Raw genomic sequence first — 16,127 nt, forward strand, 5'->3', positions numbered from 1 at the left:
CTATTTTTAGCAATACGGGCTTTTTGATTTTTAATTGAATGTTTTACTAAGGAAGAAAATAAAATAAATTGAATATGCCTGAGACAAAACTTTAGCATATTTTACTCTGATGAAAAAGATTTCTGTTATGTTTATTCTGCCGGATTTGGAAACCGGAGGCGCAGAAAGAATTGTTACCACTATTGCGAATCATCTCTCCAGAGATCGTTTTGAGCCTAAGATTTTGCTTTTACGCAAACAGGGCGGCTACCTCAAGCTTCTTAAAGATGACGTTGAAATTATTGACGTAAATACCGAGAGAATCAGACATTCTTTAAAGCCTATTTTAAGGGAAATTTACAGAAGAAAACCTGATATCGTGTTTTCGGGATATGGTGAAGTAAATGCTTATTTATCGCTATTTATCAAGCTTTTTCCGAAAACGAAATTCATTGCAAGAGAAACAAATGTTGTCAGTGAACACGTGACCAGAAAAGAAATCAAATTTTTCTATAATTTTTACAACAACTATCAGCGGATCATTGCCCAAAGTGATGATATGATGAAAGATCTGACTAAAAATTTTAAAATAAAACCCAACAAAATCATTAAAATTAATAATCCTGTCGATTTTGATTTTATTAATGAAAAACTGATGGATTCCAAAAAGCCGGAATGTTTTAAATATAATTATAAAAACGTTGTTGCCATCGGGAATTTATCGGGAAGAAAAGGTTTTGATAATCTGCTGAAAGTTTTTTCCAGACTTAAAAATGAGAACGTTTTGCTTCATATTTTAGGAGACGGAAAAGACAGGGAAATGCTGCATCACATGAAAGAATTTCTAGGATTGAAAAATGTGATTTTCCACGGTAGACAGGATAATCCTTATCAGTTTTTAAAATATGCCGACCTTTTTATCCTTTCCTCAAGATATGAAGGTTTCCCGAACGTTTTACTCGAAGCCGGAGCCTGCGGAACGTATTCTTTGGCCAATAATTGTCCGGGCGGCATTAATGAAATTATTCAGAACCAAGTAAACGGCGAAGTTTCTGAAATTGATAATCATGAAGATTTTTCACAGAAAATAATGAGCATTCTGCATCAGTCTTATGATAAAGATGCTATTAAAAATTCAATTAAATCCAGGTTTTCTAAGGATATTATTTTAGATCGGTACGAGAAGGTTTTGATTGATTTGATGAGCAAATAGTTTTAAGAATTAAGAATTAAGAATTAAGAATTAAGAATTAAGAATTAAGAATTAAGAATTAAGAATTAAGAATTAAGAATTAAGAATTAAGAATTAAGAATTAAGAATTAAGAATTAAGAATTAATTTTGATAATACTCTAAATTCCCGAGGAGTGTATTTTTTATATTTCCTTACATTTGCTTTATTTTAAAAATCAAAATTTTATACATGAAGAAAATTCCGAAATTAGGTTGTACCTGCGAAAAACCTCCTTTACATTATGCTGATTTCAGAAGCTCTCAATTGGGTATAGACCATACAAACGGAAGAAATGCTGAGGTAAGTATTTTTCAATGTAAGCTTTGTCAGAGAATATGGATTAATTATCTTGTTGAATTTGAACATTATTCCAATTCAGGAAGGTGGTACAGAGGGATTATTTCAAAAAAAGAACGTTCGGAAATCAAACCTGAAAATGTTATAGAATACCTGGAAAATCTTGAATGGTATCTGTATGGAGGTTCCTATTTTGAAAGTACCGGAGAACTTGGACAGGGAAAAGCTGATGTAGATTTATAATGTCATACATTATTAAAAATTTCCATTTCAAAAATTGATAAAACTCACTTTCTCACGTGGTAATTAATCAGTAAATTTGTAAGAATTAAAGAGATAATAATAAACAAATTCATAAAATAACATGAGTCAATTCGATGTTACCGTAATCGGTTCTGGTCCTGGTGGTTATGTTGCTGCAATCCGTGCTGCACAATTAGGTTTCACAACAGCAATTATTGAAAAATATCCAACTTTGGGAGGAACTTGTCTTAACGTGGGATGTATCCCGTCAAAGGCACTTTTGGACAGCTCTGAACATTTTGAAAACGCAAAACACAATTTTGCAGGTCATGGGATCATTATCAATGAGCCGCAAGCTGACATTGCAAGAATGATCGAGCGCAAGAACGAAGTGGTAAAACAAAATACAGACGGAATCAACTATCTGATGAACAAAAACAAAATCACTGTTTTTGAAGGGGTGGGAAGTTTCGAATCTGCAACTCAGATCAAAGTAACGAAAAACGACGGTTCTACAGAAACGATCGAATCTAAATATACCATCATTGCAACGGGTTCAAAACCATCTTCTTTGCCTTTCATTACATTAGACAAAGAAAGAGTGATCACGTCTACGGAAGCTTTAAATCTTAAAGAAATTCCTAAACATTTGGTTGTGATCGGAGGTGGAGTTATCGGTCTTGAATTAGGTTCTGTTTACTTAAGATTAGGTGCTCAGGTAACTGTTGTTGAGTTTATGGATAAGATCATTCCTACAATGGACGGAGCTTTGAGTAAAGAATTAACTAAAGTTTTAAAGAAACAGGGAATGAAATTCATGCTTTCTACGGCGGTTTCTGCGGTTGAGAGAAATGGTGATTCTGTAAAAGTTACGGCTAAAGATAAAAAAGGAGAAGAAGTAGTTGTAGAAGGCGATTACTGTTTGGTTTCTGTAGGTAGAAAGCCTTATACGGACAATCTTGGACTTGAAAAAGCAGGGGTTGAGCTTGACGAAAGAGGAAGAGTAAAAACAAACGACCACTTACAGACAAATGTTGCCAACATCTACGCGATCGGAGACGTTATCAAAGGCGCAATGTTAGCTCACAAAGCTGAAGAAGAAGGTGTTTTCGTTGCTGAAACATTGGCCGGACAAAAGCCGCACATCAACTATAACTTGATTCCTGGGGTTGTTTACACTTGGCCTGAAGTTGCCGGAGTTGGTAAAACTGAAGAGCAGCTGAAAGAAGAAGGCGTTGCTATTAAAGTAGGATCTTTCCCAATGAGAGCGCTAGGAAGAAGCCGTGCAAGTGGTGATGTTGATGGTTTGGTTAAAATCATTGCAGACGAAAAAACCGACGAGGTTTTAGGAATGCACATTATCGGAGCAAGAGCTGCTGACCTAATTGCAGAAGGTGTAATTGCTATGGAATTCCGTGCAAGTGCAGAAGATATCGCAAGAAGTTCTCACGCTCACCCGACCTATGCAGAAGCGATCAAAGAAGCGGCATTGGATGCAACAGCAAAAAGACCGATTCATATGTAGTATTTGATTAAAAATTTAATCATTTAAATATTTAAACTTAAAGGCTGCCTCAATTATGATGGCAGCCTTTTTAATTACTCTAAAACCCTCAAACCCTTAAACCCATCTACACTCAAACACTCAAACGCTCAAACCCATCCACCCTCAAACCCGCTCACTCCCAACTTGCAATTATTTTCCGTACCTTTGTCAACTAATTTTATTATTAAATGCTACTCGGAAAAACTCAGACTTTAAAAATTTCAGAAAAAAACCATTCAGGATGGATCTTGACAGATGAAGCAGGTGAAAAAGCTTTTCTACCTAAAATCTTTGCTCAGGATGATAAGGAAATTGATGATGAAATTGAAGTTTTCGTATATCAGGATGATAATAAATTAAAGGCAACCACAGAAATTCCTTTGGCTGAAGTTGGAGAATTTGCAGTAATGAGTGCTGTTCAGAGTCTTCCAAGTGGGGCATTTATGGATTGGGGAATTATTAAAGATTTATTCATTCCTTACAAGCAGCAGAAGTCTAAAATCGTTGAAGGTAAAAGATATTTGGTTTATCTATATGTTGACGAAGATCTTGATTTAATTACCGGAACGACAAAATTCAAAAGAAATCCGCAATACGAAAATTTGCCTTTCCAGAAAGGGGATAAAGTTGATTTGATTATCATGAATGAAAGCGAACTGGGCTGGAATGTTGTCATCAATAAAAAATACATCGGACTGATTTATACTTCTGATGTTTTCAAAAAATTATATCCTTTATCTGAAGAAGGCGGTTACATTAAAGCCATTCGTGAAGACGGGAAAATAGATGTCTCTCTTCAACCTGAAGGTTTTGAAAATATTGACGAATTCAAACAAAAAATTCTTACTAAGCTTGAAGAAAATTACGGTCTTCTTCATCTTTCAGACAAATCTTCTCCGGAAGAGATCAAAGATGAGGTCCAGATGAGTAAAAAGAACTTTAAAAAAGCAATCGGCGGACTTTACAAAGATAAAGTAATTGATATTTTAGAAGGCAAAATCAGATTATTATAAAATAAAAAGAGCAGAAATTTCTGCTCTTTTTTTATTTAATCTCTATTCTTAATCAGTAACCAGCCCGTGTAAACTCTTCCGTCTGAAACTTTGATCGTGTACCAATAGTTTCCGGTAGGAACAGGATTTCCATTCAGTTTTCCGTCCCATTCAAGAGGTTTTTTGTTGATGATTTGTTTAAAAACAGGAGTTCCTCTTCTGTCATAAACATTCACTTCTGAACCGAGATAATTTTCTAATCCAGCGACTTTCCATTTATCATTTCTTCCATCACCGTTCGGGCTGATCGCATTTGGAATATTAAATATCGAGAATGATTTTTGTCCGATAATACAACCTGCTTTTGTTCTTACGTAAACAGTATATTCGCCCATTTCGAGGTTGTTGAATACATTCGAATCCTGCCAGATGAAGTTGTCTAAAGAATATTCATAATTCCCGGTTGCCGACATGAGAACCGTTGCAGAATTATTGGTAACATTAATAGAAACAATTTCAGCTAAAACAGAATAACTCACCTGAACATTGTCTGTAGCTTCACATCCAAAGCTGTTTTTTACCATTACAGAATAATTTCCGGGCGTCGAAACTGTGATGGTCTGTGTTGTGGCTCCTGTACTCCATAAGTAAGATGAAAAACCGCTTCCGGCATCCAAAGTAGCAGTTTTTCCTTTACAGAACTCTATTTTTTCAGGTAAATTGACTGTAGGTTTTGGATTTAAGGTTAAACTTAATCTTACAACGATAAAACATCCATCCGGCGTCATCACTTTTACATGAATAACTGTCGAACCGACATTGAAAACATAATTTGAAGGATTTGAAATAACATTCCCAAGAGCGTCAGTATAAGTGAACGTATAATTTGTCGGATTGGTAATAATATCATCTTCATAAGAAGTTAGATTGATCACCATTGAGCTCGCTGTTGTTGAATTACAAAAAGTATCGCTATAATCATGAGCCGGAACATTGTTCGTAGAAAGCGTCACGGCGATAGCTGATTTTTCAGATTCACAGCCGTTTAAAGTTTGCGTAACAAAATACGTTTGCCCGTGAACAAGCGGTGTGGTAATCGGTAAAACCGTTCCTGCAGCATTATAATAAATTAATGAAGTTCCATTTACTGCCAAATTTGCAATCGTAGGATTTGCAGAAGCACAGAAATCCTGTGTAGCATTAGCTATAGGTTTTGGAGTCGTATTTACTGTAACCTGAATGGCAATTTTAGTACCTTCACAACCGTTGATCGTTTGAGAAGCGTAATAAGTCTGTCCGTTTACAAGTGGAGTTGTGGCAGGTAAAATATTATTAGCCGCATCATACCATTTTATATTCTGACCTGTAATTTGAATGTCTGAAATTTTTGGTTGATTGGTTGCGCAGAAAGTTTGATTAGTATTTAAAGTTGTCGGTAATGCAGGAGAGGTTATAATCACATTTTGATTTTGTGCTGAAATATTTCCGTTATTATCTTCATAAATCCAGTGGATTACATATGTTCCCGGAATTGAATAGGAAAGAGGATCTGTTGTCGTTGCTGTAATTGCTCCTGCGCAGTTATCTGTCGCTGTCGGAATATTTGTAACAGTTGTATGGCAATCTCCTGTAATATTAGGAAGATTTGTTGCATTTGGAACTGGTGGAGTAATATCTCCTACAATGACATGAATAGAAAAACTTCCATCACATCCATTTGTAGATCCAGAAACCTGACAGGTATATATTCCCGAATTTGCCGTAGTAGAATTTGGAATAGTTGGATTTTGTTGATTAGAAGTAAATCCGTTGGGTCCCGTCCATAGATATGTTGTTCCTCCCGAAGCATTCAATTGAATAGTTGAGCCAAGACAAAGATTCATACTAGAATTTTGAGGCAGATTATTACATCTGTCTAATCTTAATAAAAAACCGTCAAAATTAAGTTGATTTCCGTTTATTGAATTCAAAAAATATTCACTTGCAGATGGATCAAAATCACAATTCCAATCAAATAATCCAATATAATAATAAGAATCATTATAATTTACAGTCTGATAAATTCGTGAAACCGAATTGGGATGATTATAGTTTGCTGAACCAATCTTAAAAGAGTTTTTATATACTCTGTCAGTATCAAAGCTTATGGAGCATCCATCAATATATCCACTGCCTTTAACAAGGGTATTAGTTCCTAAATCAGGATTAGCATCGAAAGAATAATTGAATGTTCCGTTGATATGTAAATCGTTATTATCATCACAGCTTAAACCAAAGACTGATAAAGGGAAATTTTGTCCTGAATTTAAATATTTTTTTACATCAAGCAGATTATTATTAGTATCAAACCATAATAGATAAACACTTATATATGTATTTGAAGGCAATAAATATTGATTGCTTGAAGGATCGACGTCAATGGGTAAGAACTGAGCCTGCCATTGACCGGAGACAATAAGTTTGTCATTTTTATCAACTACAATATCAGAAAATCGTTGTTCGGCTTGAGTTCCGGACCAAAGTAAATTTCCATTTGTATTATATCTGAACAGAGTGTATTTTCCGGGACCATAGACATCATTCATAGCAAAATAGACATCATTATTAGAATTCAATGCCAATTTATTCTCCATACCACCCGGTATTTTTTTAAGCCAATCTACCTGTAAATTTGGATTAAATTTTATCACATACGATGCAACTGAAGAATTTGTATCGTTAAAAGCAGCGTTGATTGGTTGTGAAAAGACAAGATTGGAAAAAGTAAAAGTGCTTAAGTATACATTCCCATTATTGTCAACCTCTAATGAATTAGGAGTGGAGTTTAATAACTGAGTTTCATTAAGAAGATTTCCATTTGTATCCAAAACTGTAAGAGTAACGTAACCGTTAACTATGTTTCCCGATAAAGTTGATTTACTTGTTAATGCATATACCTTACCATTTTTTACCTTAAGGTCATATTCATAATCAGAACTCATTTCACTTATTTTGTGACTCCAAAGGTAATTTCCATTACTGTCCACTTTTATAACAAAAGTAGTCCCGTAAGTTCCTGAACTTGAATAATTAGTCGGAATAATTAAATTAACATTTGGACCGGGATCAGCATCGATACCACTAAATCCAAGTGTTCTTCCTAAAAGATAAATATTACCATTGCTGTCTTTAGCCATTTTAGAAATATCATCTTCATAATCTGTATAGCTTTTAAACTGTTTTACCCATGAAAAATTTTGTGAAAATAAGAATGCATAGCTAATAAGTGAGAAAAGAAATAAAATTTTTCGCATTGGTTACTAATTTTCCGGCAAAGATATAAAAACAGCCTGTTTATCAAAGATTAAGAAATAGTAATGTGTGGTATATCTCTTAAAACATGATGCAAATCATAATAATTTTCATTAATTATTTTGTTTAACAATTTTGTCAAAAATCAAAAATGAATTACATTTGCACAAAATTGTTTAACAATAATGTCAAACCAAGCAAAAAAAGACCAAACACAAGAATTAATCAAAGAGACAGCAAAGAATTTATTCTTTGTGAAAGGGAAATTTGACGCCACAACGCAAGAGATTGCCGATGCAGCGGGGGTTAACAGAACACTGATCAACTATTATTTTCGCTCAAGAGACAATCTGATTCAGATTATTTTTGATGAAGCACAATTGGTAGAACAGGAGAAATCTAGAGTAATTCAGAACTCAGACCTTCCTTTTAAGGAGAAAATGAGCCAGTTTATAGAGCACAGTTTATCGACCAGCCTTCAATATCCCTATTTAGAGACTTATATTGTTTCGCAAATCAATAAAGGGAACTGCCACAAAAAAGATATCGAAGAAGATGAGCTGAATAAACTATACGAAGACATCGAAAAAGAAATGGAACTCGGCAATATTGAAAAAATAAAACCGATTCAGTTTGTTTTAAACATGATTTCATTATTGGTTTTCCCAAGTGCTGTACGACCATTACTAATGGAAAATCTGATGATTACGGATAAAGAATTCGACAAAATCATCTCAGAAAGAAAGGAAATTATTCTGAATATGTTGTTTAAAAACTAAAAAGGTTAAAGTAATTTAAGAAATGATTCGTCCTTTAGGAATAAACACATTAGAAATCAACATTACATTAAAAAAATAAACGAGGTATAATATTATGAAAAGAAAACGTATAACTGCAAAAAAGCTAAAAATTGGGATAGCTGCTGCATTTATGATTTTCAGCTTTTCATCGGTGTCTGCTCAGCAGCAGGTTTCTTTACAGGAAGCCATCAAACAGGCACTGCAAAACAAAGCAGAAGCCAAGAAAGCTGCTTTACAGATCAAAAAAGCTGAATACAAAATTGATGAAGCCAGAGCCGGAGCTTTACCACAAATAAGCGCAAGTATTAGCAATACTTTCAACCCGATTTTACAAGAATCGGTTCTTCCCGGTGAGATTCTGGGCATGCCGGGACAGATGATTCCTGTTACTTTTGGAACGAAATGGCAGTCTGTAAATTCTGTAAGCCTTTATCAGAACATTTTTGACCAAAGGGTTTTTACAGGTTTAAAAGCCGCAAAATCAACACGTGAATTTTATATTTTAAATGCTCAGCTAACAAATGAGCAAATCATCGAAAATGTAGCAACAGCTTATTATCAGGTGTTTGTGCAGGAAGAAAATCTTAAAACTGTTGAAGCAAGCTATTCTAATACCGAAAAAGTAAGAAATGTTATTAAAAGCTTGGTAGATAATGGTTTGGCAAAATCAATTGATTTAGATCGTACCAATGTTCAGCTAACGAATATTGGCTCAAACAAGCAAACGTTAATCAATTCTGTAGAGGTTTCAAAAAATGCTTTAAAGTTTTATATGGGGATTCCTATTGAGACGCCGATTGAGCTTGAAGAAAAGACAATTGAGCCGAATCCGCAGCTTTTGGAGCAAAATGTAAGTCTGGATCAGAGATCAGAGGTTAAAGTTTTAAATAAGCAAAGGGAACTTTTAGTATATAATAAAAAGGCAACTGAAGCTTATCTTTATCCAACTGTTGGACTAACAGCTAATTATGGGTGGCAAGGTTTAGGAAATAAGTTTCCTTATTTCTCGGGAGCCTCTCAGGGTACCAACTGGAGTGATTATTCATCAATCGGTTTGGCTATTAAAATTCCGATTTTTATGGGTGGTCAGACAAAAGCCCAGATTCAGCAGGCAGATATAGATATTCAGGATCTGGATCAGGATATTGCCAATACAAAACTTACTTTGAGCCTGGATCACAGAAATGCCATTTCTAATATGGAAAATACATTAATTAACCTCGAAAGCATGAAGGATAATGTAGGATTGGCTGAAAGAGTTCAGAAAAATACTCAATCAAACTATCAGTACGGTTTAGCAACACTTACGGAAGTTTTAGATTCTGAAAATGCCTTAACGCAGGCAAAACAGAATTATGCCAACGCTTTACTGGAGTATAAGCAGGCTGAGATTAAATTAATTAAAGCCAAAGGAGAATTAAACACATTACAAAACCCATAATAAACTATAATGAAAAAAACTTTAATATATATCATCGTAGCCGCTGTACTTATCGGTTTGGCAGCATATAAGATCGCTGATAATAAAAAGAAACAAGATACAGAAGTAAAAGAAGTTGCCAAGCAGGTTGATAAAATCAATGTAAATGTGGTAACGGTGACAAGAGAAAATATCAATACAGATTACTCGGCAAACGGTACTTTCCTTCCAAAGCAGGAGATGAACCAGTCTTCTGAGATCGCCGGGCGTATCGTTAGCGTTCTGGTAAAAGAAGGATCAAGAGTATCTGCAGGTCAGACTTTAGCTGTCATCAAAAAAGATGCGATCGAGGTTGATGTTTCTCAGGCTCAGAATAATTTGCAGAATGCCATCATTGACAACCAACGTTATGAAAATGCCTACAAAACCGGAGGTGTTACAAAACAACAGCTTGACAACTCAAGATTACAGCTGAAAAACGCGCAGGCAGCAGTAAGAGCTCAGGGAGTAAGAGTAAACGATACAAGCATCCGTGCAGGAATCAGCGGAACGATCAATAAAAAAATGATTGAGCCGGGAACAGTGGTTTCGGTAGGGTCTTCAATGTTCGAAATCGTAAATATTAACAGCTTAAAACTTTCAGTTTTAGTGGATGAAAGCCAGATCGGAAGAATTCAGCTTGGCCAGGAAGTTCCTATTAATGTTAATGTTTTACCGAATGAATCTTTCAGCGGTAGAATTACATTTATTGCTCCGAAAAGTGATGCTTCTTTAAATTTCCCTGTTGAAATTGAAGTTCAGAATAAAGGAAACTTAAAAGCAGGAATGTACGCAACAGCTTTGTTTAAAACAAATCATGGTGCAGAAACTCAAAATATGCTGACAGTACCTGCCGAGGCATTTGTAAATGGGGTAAGCTCAGGACAATTATTTATTGTTCAGAACGGAACTGCTAAACTGATCAAAGTAACCATCGGAAAGATTTACGGAGATAAAGTACAGATATTAAGCGGTCTTAACGGTGGCGAACAGGTAATTACCAGCGGACAGATCAATCTTGACAATGGTTCAAAAATCAATATCGTAAAGTAGTAGATTTATGAAGTTAGCAGAAATATCGATCAAAAGACCAACGCTGGTAATCGTATTATTTACGTTACTTACGTTAGGGGGTATCCTGAGTTATACGCTCTTGGGATACGAATTGATTCCGAAGTTTGAAACCAATATGGTAACCATTTCTACGGTATACCCGGGAGCCTCGCCAGCCGAGGTGGAAACTTCCGTTACCCGAAAGATTGAAGACGCCGTAGGTTCTTTGGAAAACGTGAAAAAGGTAGAATCTTCATCATACGAAAGTTTATCGGTGATCATGGTTCAGCTGAATGCCGGAGCTGATGTAAATTATGCTCTGAATGATGCTCAGCGTAAGGTAAATGCGATTCTTTCGGAGCTTCCGGATGATGTGGATGCCCCTTCACTAAACAAATTCTCTCTCGATGATTTACCGATCATGACGATGAGTATTTCGAGTGATAAGCTAAACAGCAAACAGCTTTATGACTTATTAGACAAAAAAATAGAACCTATTTTCTCCCGTGTAAATGGTGTAGCGCAAGTTGACCTTGTGGGCGGGCAGGAAAGAGAAATTCAGGTGAATATCGATGAGAAAAAACTGCAGGGTTACGGACTTTCCATTGGGGATGTTCAGCAGGCGGTTCTTTCATCAAACCTTGACTTCCCGACAGGAGCCCTGAAAACAAGAACTGAAAAATCTACCATCAGATTATCAGGGAAATATAGATCTATTGAAGAAATGAGCAATCTTGTTGTCTCTTCAAAAAATGGAGTTCAGGTTCGTTTATCAGATGTTGCAGGGGTTTTTGATACTCAAAAAGATATTGAAAAAGTTGCCCGTTACAACCAGAACCCGACTATTTTATTACAGATCAAAAAACAATCTGATGCCAATGCGGTTTCCGTTTCTGAGAGTGTTCAGAAAACAATTGAAAGAGTTCAGGCAGATTATCAGGTACAGGGAATTAAAATTAAAACGGTTGATGACAGTACCGACTTTACCCTGGAAGCTGCAGATCACGTTATTTTTGACCTGTTCTTAGCGGTAGTTCTTGTAGCGATTGTGATGCTTTTATTCCTTCACAGTATCAGAAATGCATTTATCGTAATGGTTTCAATTCCGATCTCGTTGATTGCAACATTTATTGGAATATACCTGATGGGATATACATTAAACTTAATGAGCTTACTGGGGCTTTCCCTGGTTGTAGGTATCCTTGTGGATGATGCGATCGTTGTACTGGAAAACATTTACCGTCACATGGAAATGGGTAAAAGCAAGATCAGAGCAGCTTACGATGGTGCTTCTGAGATCGGATTTACCGTTTCTGCGATCACATTGGTAATTGTGGTGGTATTCTTACCGATTGCAATGAGCTCCGGTTTGGTTGCCGATATTTTGAAGCAGTTCTGTGTCACGGTAGTGATTGCAACGTTATTCTCATTATTGGCTTCATTTACAATTATTCCTTGGTTATCATCAAGATTTGGTAAGCTGGAGCATTTAACAGGTAAAAACTGGTTCCAGAAATTTATCCTTTGGTTTGAAGGATTGATTGACAAGTTCACACACTGGATCACAGGAATCCTTGAATGGTGCCTGAAATCTACTTTAAGAAGAATCATGACAGTGGTAGTGACTTTCATTATATTGATTGCTTCATTTATGTTGGTTGCTTTCGGATTCATCGGTGGAGAATTCTTCCCTAAAATGGACCGTGGCCAGTTCTTAGTTCAGATGGAATTATCAAAAGATGCTACAGTTGAAAAAACAAACCAGGTTACTTTAAATGTTGAAAAATATTTAAGAAATAATAAAGATGTAGTAGATATGATTACCACTGTTGGTCAGCAGTCTTCAGGATTTGGGAGTGCACAGGCTACGATCTATCAGTCTGAAATTCAGGTAATCTTAACCGATAAATCTGAACGTGCTGAAAGTACAGACATCATCGCTGCAAAAATGAAGCGTGATCTTGAAGAAAAATTCACAGGAGTTGAGTTTAAAACAGCACCGATCGGATTAATGGGGGCAGATAACGCACCGATTGAAATGGTCGTAACAGCTGCCGACAACGAAACAGCAACAAAAGAAGCGACAAGAATCTTAGAATTATTGAAAAAAGTTCCGGGATCTGTAGATGCTGAATTATCGACAGATACAGGAAGTCCTGAAGTAAGAGTAAATATCGACCGTGATAAAATGGCTTCTTTAGGCTTAAATCTTTCAAGTGTAGGACAGACGATGCAGACCGCATTCAACGGAAATACAGACGGAAAATACAGAGCCGGAGAATACGAATATGATATCAACATCCGCCTTTCTGACAACAACAGAAAATCGATTGATGATGTTAAAAACTTAATCTTTACAAATCCTGCGGGTGAGCAGGTCCGTTTGAGTCAGTTTGCGAATGTAGATATGAGCTCGGGACCGAGTTTGCTGCAGCGTAGAGATAAAGCGCCTTCTGTAAAAGTATTGTCAAAAGTGGTAGGTCGTCCTGTAGGAGACGTTGCCAACGAATGGTCTGCTCAGTTTATGAACAGCGACAAAAAACCGGCAGGGGTAAATTATATGTGGGGCGGTGATATGGAAAACCAGGAAGAAGGTTTCGGTACGTTGGGAATTGCTTTATTGGCTGCTATCGTATTGGTTTACCTGGTAATGGTTTCCTTGTATGACAGTTTTGTGTATCCTTTTGTGGTATTGTTCTCAATTCCGTTGGCGATGATCGGGGTAATGGTAATCCTTGCCTTAACAGCCAATTCACTGAACATCTTTACCATGTTGGGGATGATCATGTTGATTGGTTTGGTTGCGAAAAACGCGATTTTGATCGTCGATTTTACGAATTCGAGAAAAGCAGCGGGAGCGAACACTCACGATGCATTGGTTCAGGCTAACCATGCGCGTCTTCGTCCAATCTTAATGACAACGATTGCGATGATCTTCGGGATGCTTCCGATCGCTTTGGCAAGTGGAGCAGGAGCGGAGATGAACAAAGGTCTGGCTTGGGTAATCATCGGTGGTTTGACTTCATCGTTATTCCTTACATTGATTATCGTACCGGTAGTTTATTCAATCTTTGATTCAATCTTAAGAAGAGTAAAAGGTGGAGAAAAAATCGATTACGCTGCAGAAATGAAAGCCGATTATAAACATAGAGAACTAAGTGAAGACGGTTACACACCGAAACATTTAGATTAATATAACAACCTTAATTAACCGAAAAGCGTATCAGAAATGATGCGCTTTTTTTGTCATTGCGATGAGCAAAGCGAAGAAGCAATCTCAAAGATAAGCAGGATCTTTGTCATCCCGTAGGGGATCTAGGCGCGAATCTTTAAAAAAACTTTGCGCTCTTTGCATAAATTATTAAATATTAAATTAAAGCTTAAAGCCAATAAAAAAAGCTTCCGGAACAAACTGAAAGCCTTTATTTATTTTTATTGGAAAAAATTACTCAGCCATTGCTTCACCAGCCTTTCTGTAAATAAAACTTCCATAAATATGTCTTCTTGCAAAACGGCTTGGAGAGTCAGAATTTACCATTTTTATGTAGGTATTCCTTGGAACACCGATATATTCGTACATATTTCCGTTTAAATGCTGAACTTTCAACACCGATTTTTCAAGATAAAAATCCTGAATATTAGATTTTGTGATCGTTTCAGTATATTCTTCTTTATATTTTTCCTGCGTTTCTTCGTTGATGCTCACTAAAAAATGGTAAGCTTCAATAATAGATTTGCTTTTTTCTTCTGCTTCCAGTTTGCCGGCTTCATCATTGATGAATTTATCAGGATGCGTATCTTTCATCGTATTCCTGTAAATTGTTTTTAATTCCTTTAATGTAACGGTTTTATCAACCCCAAGAAGCTTTCTGTGCTCACCAACTCTTTTCATACTATATAATCCTTATTTCGCGGTGCAAAAGTAAGCTTTTTAATTGAAAAAATTGTAAGTTATTCAGTATTAATTTATTTGGCGATAATTATTTACAATTTATTGTTTAAAAAACTGAACGTCTAAAGCTCTTAATCCAATCTTTCCTGTTGAATATAAGTCAATGTTGAACCTTTGATGAAATCTTCCAGCGAAGTTTCTTTTGTCGCACTTTTATTCGTAAGCTCAATTAGATATAGAATTGAATTATTTCCTAATTTATTGTCTTTATAGTTAATTTTAAACACTTTGGTTCTGGGAATTGAGCTCAGAGCAGTGATTTCCGTTGCATTGCTCAGCTTTACATTATTTACATCAAAACTTGCACGGGGATCTTTTTGAAGCTTCAAAAATCTTTTTTGAGTTTTATCTGTCGTTTCATCTAAAAATTTCTGCATCTGATAATCTGTAAAAAGCTGTGGATAAAGCAAACCTTCTTTTAATAACTGACCAGTAATTTTATCGGTTTTATCATAGGAGAAAAACTTGTTACTGAACTGAACCTCAGTATCTGTAGCGGTTATTTTTCCGTCAAATCTTTTGTGGTTTTTCTTTTTGTATTCATTTTTGAATTGCTCGATAGCAGCTTTCTCTTTTGTGCTCATCATTTTGCCTTTCTGAGCAAAAATAGATGTTGATAAGAATAAAATAATTAATGAATATAGTAGTTTCATAGTGTTCTGATTTTAATTAACTTATTTTTAAACTTTAAAGAATATTTTTAAGTCGGAGATGCTGAAGAAGCATAATCGTTTTTGCATCCTTGATTTCTCCTGAATCAATCATCGTAAGAGCTTCATCGAATGGAAGTTCCAGTACTTCAATATTCTCTCCTTCATCATCAAGTCCGCCACCGTCTGCGATTTTCATTTCGGTTGAATATTCAGCAATAAAAAAATGAAGAATTTCAGTCACAGAACCGGGCGACATATAAGCTTCGTATATTTTTTCGACTTTAGAAATCCTGTATCCTGTTTCCTCTTCAGTTTCCCTTTTTATGCATTCTTCGGGATTATCATTGTCTAATAAACCGGCGCAAGCCTCAATCAGCATTCCTGTAGAATTTCCATTAATGAAAGTGGGAAGCCGGAATTGTCTCGTTAAAATTACCGTATTGGAATTTTTATTATAAAGTAAAATTACAGCGCCATTTCCTCTGTCGTAGGCTTCTCTGCTTTGTTTTTCAACTGTTCCGTCTTTTTTTTGAATATTGAAAGTTACTTTTTTTAAAACATACCAGTTGTCGGATAAAATTTCTGTCTTTTCAATATTTACGTTTATATTTTGCATAGATTTTACAATC

General features: G+C 35.7%; 12 protein-coding genes. 8 read left to right on the forward strand and 4 right to left on the reverse strand.

Annotation, left to right across the window (positions count from 1 at the left end; translation table 11 throughout):
- Window positions 1-109 precede the first annotated feature (109 nt).
- The 4 genes from BLT04_RS16285 (at window position 110) to BLT04_RS16300 (ending at window position 4,311) form a co-directional block, all read left to right on the forward strand.
- Window positions 110-1,192 (forward strand): glycosyltransferase, encoded by a 1,083-nt coding sequence (locus BLT04_RS16285; RefSeq protein WP_089756853.1) that lies wholly within the window; start codon window positions 110-112, stop codon window positions 1,190-1,192.
- A 209-nt stretch (window positions 1,193-1,401) separates the two neighbouring features.
- The gene (locus tag BLT04_RS16290) at window positions 1,402-1,752 is read left to right on the forward strand and encodes a hypothetical protein (RefSeq protein WP_089756854.1); all 351 of its coding nucleotides are present in this window, start codon (window positions 1,402-1,404) and stop codon (window positions 1,750-1,752) included.
- A 121-nt stretch (window positions 1,753-1,873) separates the two neighbouring features.
- Entirely contained in the window at window positions 1,874-3,277 is a 1,404-nt protein-coding gene (gene lpdA / locus BLT04_RS16295) for a dihydrolipoyl dehydrogenase (RefSeq protein ID WP_089756855.1), read from the forward strand.
- A 209-nt stretch (window positions 3,278-3,486) separates the two neighbouring features.
- Window positions 3,487-4,311: a CvfB family protein gene (locus BLT04_RS16300; RefSeq protein ID WP_089756856.1), complete on the forward strand. Its 825-nt coding sequence runs from the start codon at window positions 3,487-3,489 to the stop codon at window positions 4,309-4,311.
- A 35-nt stretch (window positions 4,312-4,346) separates the two neighbouring features.
- Here BLT04_RS16300 and BLT04_RS16305 read toward each other — a convergent pair whose 3' ends face one another.
- On the reverse strand, window positions 4,347-7,583 hold the full coding sequence (locus BLT04_RS16305) for a T9SS type B sorting domain-containing protein (protein ID WP_089756857.1): 3,237 nt from the start codon (window positions 7,581-7,583) through the stop codon (window positions 4,347-4,349).
- A 183-nt stretch (window positions 7,584-7,766) separates the two neighbouring features.
- Here BLT04_RS16305 and BLT04_RS16310 point away from each other — a divergent pair, with 183 nt between their 5' ends.
- From BLT04_RS16310 to BLT04_RS16325, 4 genes are all read left to right on the forward strand, one after another.
- Complete coding sequence (locus BLT04_RS16310; RefSeq protein ID WP_089756858.1) at window positions 7,767-8,360, forward strand: TetR/AcrR family transcriptional regulator; 594 nt, start codon at window positions 7,767-7,769, stop codon at window positions 8,358-8,360.
- Window positions 8,361-8,454: 94 nt separating this feature from the next.
- On the forward strand, window positions 8,455-9,822 hold the full coding sequence (locus BLT04_RS16315) for a TolC family protein (RefSeq protein ID WP_089756859.1): 1,368 nt from the start codon (window positions 8,455-8,457) through the stop codon (window positions 9,820-9,822).
- Between the two features lie 9 nt (window positions 9,823-9,831).
- Window positions 9,832-10,893, forward strand: coding sequence for an efflux RND transporter periplasmic adaptor subunit (locus tag BLT04_RS16320; RefSeq protein WP_089756860.1), 1,062 nt, complete (start codon window positions 9,832-9,834; stop codon window positions 10,891-10,893).
- 7 nt (window positions 10,894-10,900) lie between these two features.
- The gene (locus BLT04_RS16325; protein ID WP_089756861.1) at window positions 10,901-14,086 is read left to right on the forward strand and encodes an efflux RND transporter permease subunit; all 3,186 of its coding nucleotides are present in this window, start codon (window positions 10,901-10,903) and stop codon (window positions 14,084-14,086) included.
- A 252-nt stretch (window positions 14,087-14,338) separates the two neighbouring features.
- Here BLT04_RS16325 and BLT04_RS16330 read toward each other — a convergent pair whose 3' ends face one another.
- The 3 genes from BLT04_RS16330 to nudK all read right to left on the reverse strand — a co-directional run bounded on the left by BLT04_RS16330 (window position 14,339) and on the right by nudK (window position 16,114).
- The gene (locus tag BLT04_RS16330) at window positions 14,339-14,785 is read right to left on the reverse strand and encodes a KTSC domain-containing protein (RefSeq protein ID WP_089756862.1); all 447 of its coding nucleotides are present in this window, start codon (window positions 14,783-14,785) and stop codon (window positions 14,339-14,341) included.
- Between the two features lie 131 nt (window positions 14,786-14,916).
- Window positions 14,917-15,498 (reverse strand): hypothetical protein, encoded by a 582-nt coding sequence (locus BLT04_RS16335; protein ID WP_139166271.1) that lies wholly within the window; start codon window positions 15,496-15,498, stop codon window positions 14,917-14,919.
- 34 nt (window positions 15,499-15,532) lie between these two features.
- Entirely contained in the window at window positions 15,533-16,114 is a 582-nt protein-coding gene (gene nudK, locus BLT04_RS16340; protein ID WP_089756864.1) for a GDP-mannose pyrophosphatase NudK, read from the reverse strand.
- Window positions 16,115-16,127 lie beyond the last annotated feature (13 nt).

The sequence above is a fragment of the Chryseobacterium soldanellicola genome (assembly GCF_900100115.1).
GTDB lineage: Bacteria > Bacteroidota > Bacteroidia > Flavobacteriales > Weeksellaceae > Chryseobacterium > Chryseobacterium soldanellicola.

What these genes read in the sequence shown, in the direction of transcription:
- BLT04_RS16285 (WP_089756853.1), top strand. Translation starts at nt 110, where the DNA reads ATGAAAAAGATTTCTGTTATGTTTATTCTGCCGGATTTGGAAACCGGA.
- BLT04_RS16290 (WP_089756854.1), top strand. Translation starts at nt 1,402, where the DNA reads ATGAAGAAAATTCCGAAATTAGGTTGTACCTGCGAAAAACCTCCTTTA.
- lpdA (WP_089756855.1), top strand. Translation starts at nt 1,874, where the DNA reads ATGAGTCAATTCGATGTTACCGTAATCGGTTCTGGTCCTGGTGGTTAT.
- BLT04_RS16300 (WP_089756856.1), top strand. Translation starts at nt 3,487, where the DNA reads ATGCTACTCGGAAAAACTCAGACTTTAAAAATTTCAGAAAAAAACCAT.
- BLT04_RS16305 (WP_089756857.1), bottom strand. Translation starts at nt 7,583, where the DNA reads ATGCGAAAAATTTTATTTCTTTTCTCACTTATTAGCTATGCATTCTTA.
- BLT04_RS16310 (WP_089756858.1), top strand. Translation starts at nt 7,767, where the DNA reads ATGTCAAACCAAGCAAAAAAAGACCAAACACAAGAATTAATCAAAGAG.
- BLT04_RS16315 (WP_089756859.1), top strand. Translation starts at nt 8,455, where the DNA reads ATGAAAAGAAAACGTATAACTGCAAAAAAGCTAAAAATTGGGATAGCT.
- BLT04_RS16320 (WP_089756860.1), top strand. Translation starts at nt 9,832, where the DNA reads ATGAAAAAAACTTTAATATATATCATCGTAGCCGCTGTACTTATCGGT.
- BLT04_RS16325 (WP_089756861.1), top strand. Translation starts at nt 10,901, where the DNA reads ATGAAGTTAGCAGAAATATCGATCAAAAGACCAACGCTGGTAATCGTA.
- BLT04_RS16330 (WP_089756862.1), bottom strand. Translation starts at nt 14,785, where the DNA reads ATGAAAAGAGTTGGTGAGCACAGAAAGCTTCTTGGGGTTGATAAAACC.
- BLT04_RS16335 (WP_139166271.1), bottom strand. Translation starts at nt 15,498, where the DNA reads ATGAAACTACTATATTCATTAATTATTTTATTCTTATCAACATCTATT.
- nudK (WP_089756864.1), bottom strand. Translation starts at nt 16,114, where the DNA reads ATGCAAAATATAAACGTAAATATTGAAAAGACAGAAATTTTATCCGAC.